The organism is Streptomyces pyxinae, assembly GCF_024756275.1.
Lineage (GTDB): Bacteria > Actinomycetota > Actinomycetes > Streptomycetales > Streptomycetaceae > Streptomyces > Streptomyces pyxinae.
In genome coordinates this window covers 68,594-82,541 of the sequence record NZ_JANUGQ010000030.1, presented here as the reverse complement: position 1 = coordinate 82,541, position 13,948 = coordinate 68,594, and the positions used below count along the sequence as shown (strand labels likewise).

18 protein-coding genes are annotated in these 13,948 nt (G+C 73.1%); 11 read left to right on the top strand and 7 right to left on the bottom strand.

What is annotated here, in order from left to right:
* Positions 1–2,020, top strand: a 2,020-nt coding sequence (locus NX801_RS26465; RefSeq protein WP_428986241.1) for an AMP-dependent synthetase/ligase, incomplete at its 5' end; no start/stop codon positions are given.
* Between the two features lie 66 nt (positions 2,021–2,086).
* Here NX801_RS26465 and NX801_RS26460 read toward each other — a convergent pair.
* Together NX801_RS26460 and NX801_RS26455 are read right to left on the bottom strand one after the other, a co-directional pair.
* A complete protein-coding gene (locus NX801_RS26460) occupies positions 2,087–3,010 on the bottom strand; it encodes an RNA polymerase sigma-70 factor (protein ID WP_258790442.1) in 924 nt (307 codons plus the stop codon).
* A gap of 175 nt (positions 3,011–3,185) precedes the next feature.
* A complete protein-coding gene (locus tag NX801_RS26455) occupies positions 3,186–3,659 on the bottom strand; it encodes a carboxymuconolactone decarboxylase family protein (protein ID WP_258790441.1) in 474 nt (157 codons plus the stop codon).
* 251 nt (positions 3,660–3,910) lie between these two features.
* Here NX801_RS26455 and NX801_RS26450 point away from each other — a divergent pair, with 251 nt between their 5' ends.
* Complete coding sequence (locus NX801_RS26450) at positions 3,911–4,171, top strand: type II toxin-antitoxin system Phd/YefM family antitoxin (protein ID WP_258790439.1); 261 nt, start codon at positions 3,911–3,913, stop codon at positions 4,169–4,171.
* Positions 4,168–4,413 (top strand): type II toxin-antitoxin system RelE family toxin, encoded by a 246-nt coding sequence (locus tag NX801_RS26445; protein ID WP_258790437.1) that lies wholly within the window; start codon positions 4,168–4,170, stop codon positions 4,411–4,413. Before NX801_RS26450 ends, NX801_RS26445 begins: the two co-directional genes overlap by 4 nt.
* On the opposite strand, the gene NX801_RS26440 is transcribed toward NX801_RS26445, so the two are convergent.
* Positions 4,382–4,804 carry a hypothetical protein gene (locus NX801_RS26440; protein ID WP_258790436.1) on the bottom strand — a complete coding sequence of 141 codons (423 nt, stop codon included), beginning with the start codon at positions 4,802–4,804 and terminating at the stop codon, positions 4,382–4,384. The genes NX801_RS26445 and NX801_RS26440 overlap by 32 nt on opposite strands.
* A 287-nt stretch (positions 4,805–5,091) precedes the next feature.
* Here NX801_RS26440 and NX801_RS26435 point away from each other — a divergent pair, with 287 nt between their 5' ends.
* The 6 genes from NX801_RS26435 to NX801_RS26410 all read left to right on the top strand — a co-directional run bounded on the left by NX801_RS26435 (position 5,092) and on the right by NX801_RS26410 (position 8,408).
* A complete protein-coding gene (locus NX801_RS26435) occupies positions 5,092–6,072 on the top strand; it encodes a helix-turn-helix domain-containing protein (protein WP_258790435.1) in 981 nt (326 codons plus the stop codon).
* Positions 6,069–6,635: a Uma2 family endonuclease gene (locus NX801_RS26430; RefSeq protein WP_258790434.1), complete on the top strand. Its 567-nt coding sequence runs from the start codon at positions 6,069–6,071 to the stop codon at positions 6,633–6,635. Before NX801_RS26435 ends, NX801_RS26430 begins: the two co-directional genes overlap by 4 nt.
* A 159-nt stretch (positions 6,636–6,794) precedes the next feature.
* The gene (gene crcB / locus NX801_RS26425; RefSeq protein ID WP_258790432.1) at positions 6,795–7,319 is read left to right on the top strand and encodes a fluoride efflux transporter CrcB; all 525 of its coding nucleotides are present in this window, start codon (positions 6,795–6,797) and stop codon (positions 7,317–7,319) included.
* Positions 7,316–7,669 carry a DUF190 domain-containing protein gene (locus NX801_RS26420; protein ID WP_258790431.1) on the top strand — a complete coding sequence of 118 codons (354 nt, stop codon included), beginning with the start codon at positions 7,316–7,318 and terminating at the stop codon, positions 7,667–7,669. Before crcB (NX801_RS26425) ends, NX801_RS26420 begins: the two co-directional genes overlap by 4 nt.
* Complete coding sequence (gene crcB / locus NX801_RS26415) at positions 7,666–8,040, top strand: fluoride efflux transporter CrcB (protein ID WP_258790430.1); 375 nt, start codon at positions 7,666–7,668, stop codon at positions 8,038–8,040. Before NX801_RS26420 ends, crcB (NX801_RS26415) begins: the two co-directional genes overlap by 4 nt.
* A 98-nt stretch (positions 8,041–8,138) precedes the next feature.
* Positions 8,139–8,408 carry a hypothetical protein gene (locus NX801_RS26410; RefSeq protein WP_258790429.1) on the top strand — a complete coding sequence of 90 codons (270 nt, stop codon included), beginning with the start codon at positions 8,139–8,141 and terminating at the stop codon, positions 8,406–8,408.
* 15 nt (positions 8,409–8,423) lie between these two features.
* On the opposite strand, the gene NX801_RS26405 is transcribed toward NX801_RS26410, so the two are convergent.
* Positions 8,424–8,849: an RICIN domain-containing protein gene (locus NX801_RS26405; protein WP_258790428.1), complete on the bottom strand. Its 426-nt coding sequence runs from the start codon at positions 8,847–8,849 to the stop codon at positions 8,424–8,426.
* Positions 8,850–9,108: 259 nt separating this feature from the next.
* Here NX801_RS26405 and NX801_RS26400 point away from each other — a divergent pair, with 259 nt between their 5' ends.
* Positions 9,109–9,645, top strand: a complete 537-nt coding sequence (locus tag NX801_RS26400) for a P-loop nucleotide/nucleoside kinase family protein (RefSeq protein WP_258790427.1) — start codon at positions 9,109–9,111, stop codon at positions 9,643–9,645.
* Between the two features lie 68 nt (positions 9,646–9,713).
* Here NX801_RS26400 and NX801_RS26395 read toward each other — a convergent pair whose 3' ends face one another.
* The 3 genes from NX801_RS26395 to NX801_RS26385 form a co-directional block, all read right to left on the bottom strand.
* Positions 9,714–10,922 carry a lipase family protein gene (locus tag NX801_RS26395; RefSeq protein WP_258790426.1) on the bottom strand — a complete coding sequence of 403 codons (1,209 nt, stop codon included), beginning with the start codon at positions 10,920–10,922 and terminating at the stop codon, positions 9,714–9,716.
* Between the two features lie 78 nt (positions 10,923–11,000).
* Entirely contained in the window at positions 11,001–12,233 is a 1,233-nt protein-coding gene (locus tag NX801_RS26390) for an AraC family transcriptional regulator (protein WP_258790425.1), read from the bottom strand.
* Between the two features lie 149 nt (positions 12,234–12,382).
* Positions 12,383–12,586, bottom strand: a complete 204-nt coding sequence (locus NX801_RS26385; RefSeq protein WP_125658861.1) for a cold-shock protein — start codon at positions 12,584–12,586, stop codon at positions 12,383–12,385.
* 499 nt (positions 12,587–13,085) lie between these two features.
* Here NX801_RS26385 and NX801_RS26380 point away from each other — a divergent pair, with 499 nt between their 5' ends.
* Entirely contained in the window at positions 13,086–13,925 is an 840-nt protein-coding gene (locus NX801_RS26380) for a menaquinone biosynthetic enzyme MqnA/MqnD family protein (protein WP_258790448.1), read from the top strand.
* Positions 13,926–13,948: the final 23 nt, after the last annotated feature.

The following is a 13,948-nucleotide window of genomic DNA, read 5'->3' as shown; positions in this document are numbered from 1 at the left end:
CGGCCGCCCCCCCCCCCCCCCCCCCACCCCCCCCCCCTCCCCCCCCCCCCCCCCCCCCCCCCCCCTCCCCCCCCCCCCCCCCCCCCCCCACCCCCCCCCCCCCCCCCCCCCCCCCACCCCCCCCCCCCACCCCCCCCCCCCCCCCGCCCCCCCCGCCCCCCCCCCCGCCCCCCCCCCGCCCCGCGAGGTCAGCGAACCGCCCCTCGTCGCCCCGCCCCCGACCGGCTCCCTGGGGGACATCCCCTTCATCAACGCCCGCGAGGCCCCCGGTGCCACCGTCATCAGCCGCAAGAACTCCGACGGCGTCTGGACGGACCTCACCGCGGCCGCCTTCGCCGCCGATGTGCTGGCCGTCGCCAGGGGACTGGTGGCGGAGGGGCTGCGGCCGGGTGACCGGCTGGCCATCATGGCCCGTACGACCTACGAGTGGACCCTGCTGGACTTCGCCGCCTGGGCCGCCGGGCTGGTCACCGTACCGATCTACCCCACCTCCTCCGCCTTCCAGGTCCGCTGGATCCTTGAGGACTCGGGCGCGGTCGCCTGCGCCGTGGAGGATCCGGCCCAGGCGCGGCTGGTCAGCACGGAGCGCAAGCAACTCCCCGCCCTCCTCCACCTCTGGGCCTTCGACACCGGCGGCATCGACACCCTCCGGGCGGCCGGGCTCGAGGTGCCCGACGAGGTGATCGCCGCCCGCCGGGCCGGGGTCCGGCCCGCCTCGATCGCCACCCTCGTCTACACCTCGGGCACCACCGGCCGCCCCAAGGGCTGTGTGCTCACCCACGGCAACTTCTTCGCCGAGGTCGACAACGCGATCGAGCTGCTGCACCCGGTCTTCAAGTCGGTCAGCAAGGACCCGGCGGCCACTCTTCTCTTCCTTCCCCTCTCCCATGTCTTCGGAAGGATGGTGGCCGTCGGCTGTCTGCGGGCCCGGGTCCGGCTGGGCCACGCGCCCTCGATCAGGACGGAGGACCTCCTCACCGACCTGGCCGGCTTCCGCCCGACCTTTCTGCTGGCCATCCCGTACGTCCTGGAGAAGGTCTTCAACACCGGCCGGGCCACCGCCGAGAAGCTGGGCCGCGCCGCCTCCTTCGACCGGGCGGCCGGGATCGCGCGGCGGTACGGCGAGGCGGTGGAGGCCGCCCGGCACGGCACCGGGCCCGGCCCGTCCCACGTCCTCCGGGCGGCCCGCGCGCTCTACGACCCGCTGGTCTACCGCCGCATCCGGGCGGCCCTCGGCGGCAAGGTCCGCTACGTCATCTGCGGCGGCTCCCCGCTCGGGCGCCGGCTCACCGCCTTCTACACGGGCGCCGGCATCCATGTCTTCGAGGGGTACGGCCTGACGGAGACGACCGCCGCCTCCACCGTCACCCCGCCGCTCCGCCCCCGCTTCGGCACCGTCGGCCGCCCGCTCCCCGGGACGGCGGTGCGCATAGCGGAGGACGGCGAGGTCCTGCTGCGCGGCGCCCATGTCTGCGCGGGCCACTGGGACGGTTCACGCGCCGAGACCGTCCCGCTCACCGGCCCGGACGGCTGGCTGCCCACCGGCGACGTGGGCACCCTGGACGAGGACGGCTACCTCACGATCACCGGCCGCAAGAAGGACCTGATCATCACCTCGGGCGGCAAGAACGTGACCCCCGCCCCGCTGGAGGACTGGCTCCGCGCCCACCCGCTGGTCGGCCAGTGCATGGTCGTCGGTGACAACCGGCCCTTCATCACCGCCCTCATCACCCTGGAGCCCGACGGCATCGCCCACTGGCGCCGGATGCGCAAGAAGGAGGCCCTTCCCCTCTCCGCCCTGGTCGAGGACGAGGAACTGCTCGCCGCCCTCCAGCGCGCCGTGGACGAGGCCAACCGCCTGGTCTCCCGCGCCGAGTCGATCCGCGCCTTCCGCGTCCTGACCACCGACTTCACCGAGGACTCCGGTCACTTGACCCCCTCCCTCAAGCTCAAACGCGCCGCCATCTCCCGCGACTTCGCCCCCGAGATCGAGTCCCTGTACGGGAAGCCCCGCCCTTGACCGCCACCCGGCCGGCCGCCTCGGCGCCCGCCACCCGGTACGGGACCCGGAACCCCGGTCCGGAGGTCACCTCGGCTGCCGGCGGGCCCGCTTCACTTCCCGGCTGACGGCCCAGGCGTCCGCGACCGGCCCCAGGTGGCCGAGCTTGTCGGGGTTGAGTACCGAGCGGATGGTCCGGATCTGCCCGTCGAGCACATCGAGGGCCAAGGTGTGGAGCACCCTGCCGTCCCGGTCGCGGAAGATCGCTCCCGGCTGGCCGTTGACCTCGCGCGGCTCGAAGGTCACGTCGATCACGGCCAGTCGGGGGAAGACCGAGGCGAGCAGCCGGGCCACGTTCTCGGCGCCGGTCACGGCCCTGGCGAGCTGCGGGGCCTTGCCGCCGCCGTCCCCGACCATCGACACATCGGCGGCGAGCAGGTCCCGCAGACCGGTGACGTCGCCTTCGCGGAGGGCGTCGAAGAACCGTGTCGCCAGTTCCTGCCGCTCCTGACGGTCCGCCGCGAACCGCGGCCGCCCGGCCCGCATGTGCTGCCGCGCCCGTACGAGCAACTGCCGGCACGCCGGCTCCGAACGCCCCACCGCCGAGGCCACCTCGTCGAAGCCGAAGCCGAACACCTCGCGCAGCACGAACACCGACCGCTCCAGCGGGCTGAGCCGCTCCAGAAGCAGCAGGGCCGTCATCGACACCGACTCGGCCAGCTCCGCCGAGCGTGCCGGATCCTGATACGGATCGGTGAGCAGCGGCTCGGGAAACCACGGCCCGGCGTACTCCTCCCGCCGCGCCCGTGCGGAGCGCAGCACGTCGATCGCGATCCGCGTCACCGTGGTGGAGAGGAATGCCTTCGCCGACACGGGCCGGGTGGCCGAGCCGTCGAAGCGCAACCAGGACTCCTGCACCGCGTCCTCGGCCTCGCTCACACTGCCCAGGATCCGGTAGGCGATCGAGAACAGCAGTGGCCGCAGCTCCTCGAACTCCTCGACCTTGCTCACACCGACTCCCCTGCTCCCTTGCTCCCGTGCTCGCTGTTTTCCCGATTTCCCGATTTCCCGAGGACCTCCCGCCCGGCCGTACGCGTCGGCGCGGACGTCTCCCGTTGACCAACCGGTCCGCCGGCGGTGCGGGCAGGGTTCCCCGGCATCAGCAGCGGCGTCCGGCGCCGGCCGTTCAGTGGGCCTGTCCGACCTCGTAGTCGCCGGCCGGCCGCCGGGCGATGATGTTCAGCCGGTTCACCATGTTCATGAAGGACACCAGGACGGTCAGGGCGGTGAGCTGCCCCTCGTCGTAGTGCCCGGCGGCCCGCGCCCAGACCTCGTCACTGACCCCCTCGCCCGCGTCCGCGACCCGGGTGCCCTGCTCCGCCACCTCCAGCGCGGCACGCTCGGCCTCGGTGAAGACCGTCGCCTCCCGCCACGCCGCCACCAGGTTCAGCCGCACCGGGGTCTCCCCGGCGGCGGCGGCCTCCTTGGTGTGCATGTCGATGCAGGCGGCGCAGCCGTTGATCTGGCTGACGCGCAGCGCCACCAGCTCCTGCGTCACGGCCGGCAGCGGCGACTCCTTGAGCGCCCGGCCCGCCGCCATCAGGTGCTTGAAGGTCTTGCCGGTGGTCGGACCGGTGACATAGTTCAGCCGCGCGTCCATGGTGTGCTCCTCCGTGCTCGTCAGTGGCGACACCCCTGGGACGAGACAGCCCGCTTCCCAGTGACATGGACGCGTGTGATCCACGTCTCCCCCTGTCAAGGTGCCGGGGCGTCTCGGGTCGTCGGGCCCGGCGCGCCCGAGAGGCGAAGGCCCGAACGCGGTGGTCACGCGTTTCCTGCCGTGCCCTGAGCCCGCGACTCGTCCGGGGAAAGCGCTCACAGCCCCGCAGGCGCCTCGATAGCGTGCCGGGCATGACGGAAACCAGCTACTCGATCGAGGAGGCCCGCGAGCGCCTCCACGCCTTGGTCCAAGACGTCGAAGCCACCAACGAACCGGTCCTCATCACTGACCAGGGGCGCACCGTTGCCGTGCTGATCAGTCCGGAAGGCGCCTTGGAACTCCAGGAGTTGCGAGCCGTGGCCGCCTACCGGGAGCGCCAGGAGACGGGCGAGGCCGCAGGCGTACCGCACGATGAAGCGCTGCGCCGGGTGTTCGGCGGTGACGAGTCATGAGGTACCAGGTCATTTGGGAGCCCGAGGCGCTTTCCCAGGCGGAGCGGTTCGCCAAAAGCGACCCTCATGGCGTTCGTCAGGTTTTCACCAGGGTGGACCACCTCGCCGACGATCCCAGGCCCAGAGGTGCCTTCGGCAGCGCCAATCTGCTGCGCATCCACATCGGCTTGTACCGCGTGGTGTACGAGATCGATGCCGGGAAGGTACGGGTCACCGTGATCCACCTGGGCCGCAAGGGCTGACCGGCTCAGAGGGGGCGGTCTCTCCCTCATCTGATGGGCCCCAAGTGCCGCCTCTCTCTTCAGCGGGCTCGATGAGTACACCGAGGCGCCGGCGCACCCTGGGGAGGGCCTTCCCGGCCATCCTGCGGCGCAGTTCCCCGTCGATGTCCTCGGCCGAGCGGCGGAGAGCGGCCATGGCCTCGGGGTCGATGTGGAGCAGTACCCGGTGGCGGTACGCCTGGACGATCTCCTGGATCCGGTCCGGCTCGTCCAGGTCCGCGTCTGCCAGTTCCCGCTCGAAGGCCGCCGGATCGCCGGGGAAGCCGTGCCGGTGCAGGGCGTCGCGGAGTTCGGCCAGGGTCCGCATGGGCGGGGCCTGCGAAGGGATCAGGGGTTCGGGCTGCGGGCTCATGGAATCCTCCGGTCGTCGTCGGTGTCACCGCGTCGTGGGAACCCGCGTCGCGGCGAACCGCGTCGCGGTGCGACACGGCGCATGAAGAAGAAAGTACGGAGGGAAATACCTTCCCCACCCCACCCGCCTCCCCGTCACTCGGTCGGGTGTATTGCGGCAACTGGGCTGGATTTCGGTCGGGTTGGCTGGCATATGCTCGCCGCGACAACCCCGGACACACGACGGCCCCCGGCCGGGACTGGCATCCCGATCGAGGGCCTGACCAACGAGGAAGAAGACGCTTCCCGATGGCTGAGCAGCACCCTAGCGCGCCCTCGCGCGCCGCGTCCTCCGTTGCCACGAGGACCCACCGGACCGGTGTCGTACACGTCAACTCCCCGCACCGCCACAGCTACACGGTCGTCGGCAACCACCTCGCCCAGCACCGCGAGCTGAGCCTCGGCGCCATCGGCCTCGCCGTGCACATCCAGTCGCTCCGCCCCGGGACGCGGATCTCCATCCGGTGCCTGGCCCAGCGCTTTCCGGAGGGCGAGCAGCGGGTGGCCGGGTACATGCGGGAGCTGGAGGAGGCCGGGTACCTGGAGCGTTCCGTGGAGCGGCTGCCCAGCGGCCGGCTGCTGCCGAGGACCGTCTCGTACAACCGCCCGCACTCCCTGCCCGAGCCGGTACGCCACGAGCCCGCGCCGCCGTTGCGCGAGCCGGTACGCCACGAGCCCGCGCCGGTCCTTGAGCCGCCCGCGCCCGTGGTGGAGCCGTCCGCACCGGTGGCGGAGCCGCCCGCGCCCGTGGTGGAGCCGTCCGCACCGGTGGTGGAGCCGCCCGCCGCCGAGCCGGAGCGGGAGCCCGAACCCGTGCGTCCCGCGCCGGAGCCTGTGCGTCCGGCCGCCGAGCCGCTGCCCGTGCCGGAGGCGGCCGGGCGGCTGGGGGAGGCGGCGGAACTGCTGGTGGGGCTGCGCCGGACGGACCCCCGGCTGCTGCTCTCCGAGCGGGAGGTGACGCGCCTGGCCCCGGCGGTGGTGGCCTGGCTGGAGCGGGACGCCGAGCCCGGAGCCGTACGCCGAACCCTCACCGCCTGTCTGCCGCCCGAGCTGCACCACCCGGCCGGCCTGCTGGCCCACCGCCTCACCTCCCTGCTCCCGCCACCCCTGCCCGCCGCGCCCCCGGCCCCCTTGCCCTTCCAGACCTGCGACGCCTGCGACCGCGCCTTCCGCGCCACCGAACCGGGCCGCTGCGGCACCTGCCGCCCGGCGGGGACCCCTGCGCCATGACGGTGTGCCGCTACCGGGAGATGCGGGCGGCGGTGAAGCGGACGCGGTACCGGGGGGTTCCCGGCAAGCTGGAGATCTCCGGTACCGGCATCGTCCACGACCTCCAGGCGCCCGGTCGTCCCCACGAGCTGACCGCTCTGCGGGTGCGCGGGCGGCTGGAGCGCGTGCTGCCCGAGGAGGTGGCGGCCCACACCGGCACGCCCGACGTGGAGCACGAGCCCGAGGGCCTGCTGCGCCACCCCGACATCATGGTCATCGCGCTGGAGGACATGGAGGGCGAGGGTTCCTCCGACCCCCGCACCGTCGTCGCGGCGATCGAGATCGTCTCCCGGTCGAACCCGGACAACGACTGGGTGGGCAAGACCTGGGACCACCCCTCGCTGGGCATCCCGGTGTACGCGGTCTTCGACCCCCGTACCGGGAGCGGGGCGGTCTTCACGGACATCCACCCGACCCCGGAGGGGCCCCGGTACGCCACGCGCAAGGACTTCCTGTACGGCGAGGAGGTCACCATCGCGGGCTGGACCATCCCCACCGCCGACCTGCCCCGATACGCGCCGTGACGTACGCTGGTGGCCGGCGGCGGTCCCGGACGGGGCGGCCGCGCGGCGGTGGGGCCCGCCGTACCCGAACCGCGGCACCGGCGCCGCCAACGGTCCCTACTTGCGATCATGCGTGCCCCGAGCCTGCGGGGTGCCCGGCGAGTAGGAGTGTGCGCCCTGATGAAGCGGTCCTCGCAGCCCCCGGGAGTGGGTGAACCCACCGGGCCCGCCGCACCCGCCGAGCCCACCGACCCGGACGTCGACCTTCGCGTACCCGCTCAGCGGGCCGCCCCGTGGCGGGCCCAGGTGCCCGTGGTCGGGGTGGTGGCGCTGGGCGGGGCGATCGGGGCCTCGGTGCGGTACGGGGCGTCCCTGGCGTGGCCGGTGGCGGAGGGCGGCTTTCCGTGGACCACCCTCTGGGTGAACGGGGCCGGCTGCGCGGTCATCGGTGTGTTCATGGTCGTCATCAGCGACGCGTGGGCGGCGCACCGGCTGGTGCGGCCGTTCTTCGGCACCGGGGTGCTGGGCGGGTTCACCACGTTCTCGACCTACGCGGTCGACGTCGAGCGGCTGGTGGACGGCGGGCGGGCCCGGACGGGGCTGCTCTATCTGGGACTGACGCCGGTGATCGCGCTGGCGGCGGTGTGGAGTGCGGCGTGGCTGACCCGCCGGGCCGTGGCGTGGCGGGCGTGGAGGCAGGGATGACGAGACTGACCGGACGCGCGCTGCGCGTGACGATCTTCATCGGGGAGAACGACGTCTGGCACCACCGGCCGCTGTACAGCGAGATCGTGCACCGGGCCCACCGGGCCGGGCTGGCCGGCGCCTCGGTGTTCCGGGGGATCGAGGGCTTCGGCGCCTCGTCGCTGATCCACACCCAGCGGCTGCTGTCGCTCAGCGAGGACCTGCCCGTGGCGGTGGTGATCGTCGACGACGAGCAGCGCGTCCGCGCCTTTCTGCCGCAGCTGGACGAGCTGGTCGCGGAGGGTCTGGTGATCCTGGATGACTGCGAGGTCATCCGGTACGTCGGCCGGGGCGGGGAGCCCGCGGAGTGAACTGGCTGCTGGTGATCGCGGGCGCCGCCGTGGGCGCGCCGCTGCGGTACCTGACCGACCTGGCGGTGCAGAAGCGGCACGACACCCTCTTCCCCTGGGGCACGTTCACCGTGAATGTGGCGGGCTGCCTGATCCTCGGCGTGCTGACCGGCGCCATCACCTCCGGGGCCGCCTCCGGCTCGGTGCGACTGCTGCTCGGCACCGGGCTGTGCGGGGCACTGACCACGTACTCGACGTTCTCCTACGAGACGATGCGGCTGGCGGAGTCCGGCGCGAGGTTCTTCGCCGCCGCCAATGTCGTGGCCAGCGTGATCGCCGGACTGGGCGCGGTCTGGGTGGGGGTGGCGCTGGCGGAGGGGGTGTGGGGCTGAACGGACCGGCCGGCGGGTCCTGTTCGGTTTCCGTTCTCCTTCTTGTCGGCCGGGGGAGGCGCCTACCGTGATCTCCGGCGACGAGCGAGGAGAGACGGATGGACGACACCGGACAGTCGGCGTGGACCACCTATGTGCGTGGCGAACGGACCGAACTGCCCAGCACGATCAACGCCATTCGCGCGGCGCTTCCCGCCGGGCGCCGCGCGGCGTTCGACGCGGAGATCGGTGAGATCCCGGCGGAGGACCTGTCCCTGACGCTCATGCGCTGGGCGCTGTCCACCACCGAGGCCGTCGCGGAGGACGCCGAGGTGGTCACCCGTCTCCGCCGGGGCGAGCAGGTCGGCCGGCCGCACCGGCCCCGGTGAGGGCGGGCGGGGCGGTCAGCCCAGGCGGAACTGCTGGTGCGGAGCGTCGCCGCCGGGCCACTGCACGAGGGCGGTGCCGTTGTCGTTGCCCTCCCCGGTGACGGAGAGGTACTGGCCGCTGTGGCGGTTCTGGAGGGCGAAGTAGCCGTCGTCCTTCTGCACCAGGCGCCATTCCTGGTGCGGGCCGGTCACCTCGCCCCACTGGAGGACCTTCGCACCCTCGGTCGTGCTCTCGCCGTCGACCGACAGCGCCTTCTGGCTGTGGACGGCCCGCACGACGTAGTAACCGCCGCTGGTCGCCTCCAGGTTCCACTTCTGGTGGTCCCCGCCCTGATAGCTCCACTGGACGGCGGCGGTGCCGTCGTCCTTCTTCTCGCCGTTGACGGAGACGGCCTTGTCACTGTGCCGGGCGATCAGAGCGGCAGTGAACACAGCGGGCATGGTGACTCTCTTCTCGTGAGGGCTGCCGGCCGGCAGCGCGGTGGACCCGGTCGAGGCGGATCAGGCTCACCCTGGCGACGGCGACGGTTCGCCACCGCCCGGAACGAATCCAAACCACTCGTTGGAGTGACACGAACGACCCCCGGATCCCCGGAATCCGAGGCTCCGGGGGCTGCCCGGCTAGGGTCGGCAGCCTGAGGTGGGGCGCGAGGGCGTGGGAGCAGGGGCGCCGTCGGCGGGACGAGTCGGGGGGACATGCGTGATCGTCTGGGTGAACGGGGCGTTCGGGGCCGGGAAGACCACGCTGGTGGAGGAGGTGCGGGGGCGATGGCCTGAGGCGCTGGTCTACGACCCGGAGATGATCGGCTTCGTGCTGCGCCGGATCGTGGCGGTGCCGACGGGGGACTTCCAGGACCTGCGGTTGTGGCGGCGGCAGGTCGTCTCGCTGGCGGTGGGGCTGGTGGAGGAGTACGGGCGGCCGGTGCTGGTGCCGATGACGCTGGTCGATCCGGGGTACGCGGCCGAGATCTTCGGGGAGCTGGCGGCGGCCGGGGTGGCCGTGCACCACTTCTTCCTGGACGTGTCCGCCGAGGTGCTGGCCCGGCGGATCGGGGCGCGGGTCCTGGTGCCGGACGATCCGGAGCGGGACGAGGCGGCCCGGCGGTGGGGGCTGGCACAGATTGAACGCTGTGCGGCGGCGGTCGGCGTGCTGCCGGCCGGGACCGTACTGCTGGACGGGGAGCGGTCCCCGGCGGAGCTGGCCGGTGAACTGCTGGCGAGAGTGGGGCAGGGGTAGAGATCGGTCCCGGGCGCGCGGGTGCGGGCCCGGGGTGGGCCGGGCCCGCGGTGGAGGGGTGGGGTGGGTCAGCAGTTGCTGTGCGTGGCGCGGCCGTTGAAGCGGTCGCCGAGCCAGTTGGCGGCCCGCAGCGACTCGGTGACGACGGTCGACACATGCTCACCGATCAGGGTGGTGTGCCACTCGACGTCGGCGCCCTGGGTGCACCAGGCGCGGCGCAGTCCGCTGCCCTGGGCGTACGGGACGATCTCGTCCGGCAGCGCGTGGTACAGGTACACCGGGTGACCGGGATCGCGGGTGCCGAGGTCGGAGGCGTGCAGCCGGTTCTGCCAGGCGGCGGTGACCAGCGGGTTCTCGGTGGTGATGTCCGAGATCTTGGTGAAGGCCCCGGCGAGCGCCCCGAGCGCCACGCAGGAGTTGCGCAGCGTGCTGACCAGCTTCCGGCCCCGGTCGTTGAGGTAGTCGTCCAGCTTCAGCTCGGGGTAGGCGGTGTCCTGGCCGAGCGCCGACATGAACATCAGACCGGCGCCGAAGGAGCCGTCGTGCACGGCGGGCATCTCGGCCAGCCGGGCCGGTACGCCCCCGCTGACCGTGCCGCGCACGTCGAGCTCGGGGGCGTAGCTGTCCTTGAGCTCGGCGGCCCAGCTGGACGCCTGGCCGCCCTGCGAGTACCCCATCAGGCCCACGGGAGAGTGGGCGTCGAGGCCGGCCTCGGGGAGCCGGAGGGCGGCACGGGCGGCGTCCAGCACGGAGTGCCCGGCGGAGCGGCCGACGGTGTAGGTGTGGTCACCGGGGGTGCCGAGGCCCTCGTAGTCGGTGACGACGACCGCCCAGCCGCGCCAGGTGAGCGCCTGGATGAGATTGGCCTCGACGGTCGTGCCGTGGGGGAAGCCGGCGCTCGGCGCGCAGGAGTCCGCCATGCCGACCGTGCCGACGGCGTAGCTGACCAGCGGGCGCGGGCCGGTGCGGCCGTCCTGGGGGACGATGACGGTGCCGGAGACGACGTTCGGCTCGTCGGTGGCGGAGGTGGAGCGGTAGTGGATCTTCCATGCCCTGGTGGCCGTCGGCTGGCCGGGAAGCGGGTGGAAGGCGGACGGCTCGACGCTCACCAGGTCGCCGGGGGAGTCACCGGCGCCGGATATCGCGGGGCCGGCTGTCGCGGCTGTGGTGGCGGCCGCGGCGCCGGGCTGCGCCGGCTGCGCGAGGGCGGGGGTGGCGGGGGCGGCGAGGGCGAGGGCGGTCAGCAGACATGACACGACCCTCGTACGGCTACGCATGGCGGCTCTCCCAACGTCCGGTACGGGGTTGGGGGAACGGTAGCTACTGACCAGTCAGTAAGGGCCTGGCCGGGACGCTCAGCTTTGTTGACCCGGCTGCTCCGGCAACCCGGGCCGGGAGCCGCGCGTGAGGCGGCCCGGCTGCTCCGGAAGGTGGCCCGGCTGCTCCGGGAGGCCCTGCCCGGAGCCGGAGCCGGAGCTGGAGCCGGAGCCGGGCCCGGAGCCGGAGCCGGGCCCGGCCCCGGAGCCGTACGTCCGGCGGTACGCGCCCGGTGTCGTCCCGGTCCAGCGCCGGAAGGCCCGGTGGAACGAGGTGTCCTCCGCGAAACCCAGCCGGGCGGCCAGCTCCGCCACCGGTTCCCGGCCGCCGGCCAGCGAGGCGAGCGCCGCGTCCAGCCGTACCGCGTCCGCCAGCCGCCGGTACGAGGTGCCCTCCTCGCCGAGCCGCCGCCGCAGCGTGGCCGGGCTCATCGCCAGCCGGGCGGCCACCTCGTCCGGCGCGGGCAGCCGGGGCCCCTCGCGCAGCGCCCGGGTGAGCGTCCGCCGCACCCGCTCGGCCACCGAGGTGCCGTACGCGCGCCGGCTCAGCAGCTCGTCCGGGGAGCCGCGGAGCAGCCGCGCCAGCTCGTCCTCGTCCCGGACGAGCGGCGCGGCCAGCCACGTGCCGGGGAACACCGCCCGGCTCTCGCGGGCACGGAACCGCACCGGGCAGCCGAGCAGCAGGGCGTAGTCGTCGTCCCGGCGGGCGGGCGCCGGATGGGCGAACTCGGCCCGCAGCAGCGGTATCCGGTGGCCCACCGCCCAGCTGCACAGCCGGTGCCAAATGATCACCAGGCACTCGGTGGCGAACCGGTCGGTCTCGCCGTCCGCCCCGTCCCGGGCGCCGGCCCAGACCACACCGGCCCGGTCAGCCCCGGCCGGCCGGGCGCGGGCGGTGAAGGCCGCCTCGTCGCCGTCCCGGCGCAGCGCCAGCTCCGGGCTGCCCGGGAAGAGCCCGTAGAAGGCGGCGCCCCGCTCGATGGCGGTGCCCAGGTCCCGGCAGCCCAGGACGGCGTGGCACATCATGGCGAAGGTCCCCGGGCGGCTGGGCACCGCGCCGAGCCCCAGGAACTCGTCGCCGGTCGCCCGGTACAGCTCCCGGTGGAGCCGGGCGAACTGCGCCGGGGTGAGCCGGGCCCGCTCGTCGCCCAGCAGGCGTGACGGGACCCCGGCGGCCAGGAGGAGCGGAACGGGATCGACGCCGTGCCGCCGCGCCCCGCGCAGCAGCGCCCGTACCCGGTGGACGGCGACGGTCCGGTCGTCCGTGGTCATGCCGGGGACGGTAGCGGGGCGGGTGAGCTGCGGAAAGGGCGGAATCGTGGGGGTCCGGAAAAGGGCAGGAGCCCCGTTCCGTACACGAGGTACGGGAAGGGGCTCCTTGGGTACTGCTCTAGCCGTGCGCGATCGCCGGACCGGGCAACTTAGGCCGGGGTGACGTTCTCCGCCTGCGGACCCTTCGGGCCCTGGGTGACGTCGAACTGAACGACCTGGTTCTCCTCGAGGGAGCGGAAGCCGTTCGCGTTGATCGCGGAGTAGTGGACGAAGACATCCGGGCCGCCGCCGTCCTGGGCGATGAAGCCGAAGCCCTTTTCAGCGTTGAACCACTTGACGGTTCCGGTAGCCATAAGCCCTCCTTGGGCCAAAGGGTTGCCCTGCTCCAGAACCTGCAAACAAGTCTGAAAACTACAAAAGCCTGCGGGTTACATGCTCCGCAGGCTCTGTACTGCAAGGGAAACCAAACTGCAACTTGCGTCGAGCGTAGCACGCAGAGTGTGTGCATGGGTAGAGGGAAAGATCACGTCACTCATATGTTTGACCCCGCTCCGTGTTGATCTCGCGGCCGGCCTGTCTGGTGGCCGGACGGGGCGGGACGGCGGGGCGGACGGAGCCGGGACGGCGGCGGACGGAACGGGGACGGCGGCGGACGGCGGACCCGGCGGCATCTCCGGGACGGACCGGGTCTAGCCTCGCGATGTGGACACATCTTTCGAGACCGCCGGGGACCGGCCGGACCTCCCCGGCGGCGGTACGGCGAGCGGTACGGCGAGTGATCGGACGACGACCGGGGCGGCCGGGACGCCCGGTCCTGGTGCGGCGGCGGACCGGGGTCCGAGCCGGCCCCGGGTGGGGCACATCCAGTTCCTGAACTGCCTGCCGCTCTACTGGGGCCTGGCCCGCACCGGGACGCTGCTCGACCTGGAGCTGACCAAGGACACCCCCGAGAAGCTGAGCGAGCAGCTCGTCCGGGGCGACCTGGACATCGGCCCGGTGACCCTCGTGGAGTACCTCCGGCACGCCGACCGGCTCGTCGCCTTCCCGGATCTGGCGGTGGGCTGCGACGGGCCGGTCATGTCCTGTGTGATCGTCTCGCAGCGGCCGCTGAAGGAGCTCGACGGGGCGCGCGTGGCACTCGGCTCCACCTCCCGCACCTCCGTGCGCCTGGCGCAGCTGCTGCTGGCCGAGCAGTACGGGGTGGCGCCGGACTACTACACCTGCCCGCCGGACCTGGGCGTGATGATGCAGGAGGCGGAGGCAGCCGTGCTGATCGGCGACGCCGCGCTCCGGGCCTCGCTGCACGACGCGCCCCGGCTCGGCCTCCAGGTGCACGACCTGGGCGCCATGTGGAAGGAGTGGACGGGGCTGCCGTTCGTCTTCGCGGTGTGGGCGGTGCGCAAGGAGTACCTGGCCGAGCAGCCGCACATGGTCCGCCAGGCGCACCGGGCATTTCTGGCCTCGCGCGACCTGTCGCTGGAAGAGGTCGGGAAAGTCGCGGAACAGGCCGCACGCTGGGAGTCTTTCGACGCCGAGCTGCTGGAGAAGTACTTCACGACCCTGGACTTCCGTTTCGGTGCCGAACAACTGGCCGGAGTGCGTGAATTCGCTCGGCTGACCGGGCCCTCGACCGGATTCCCGGCCGATGTGGAGGTCGAACTGCTGAAGCCCGGCACCCCGGAGAATTACTGAGGTTCCGGCAGACCGGCGGCCGG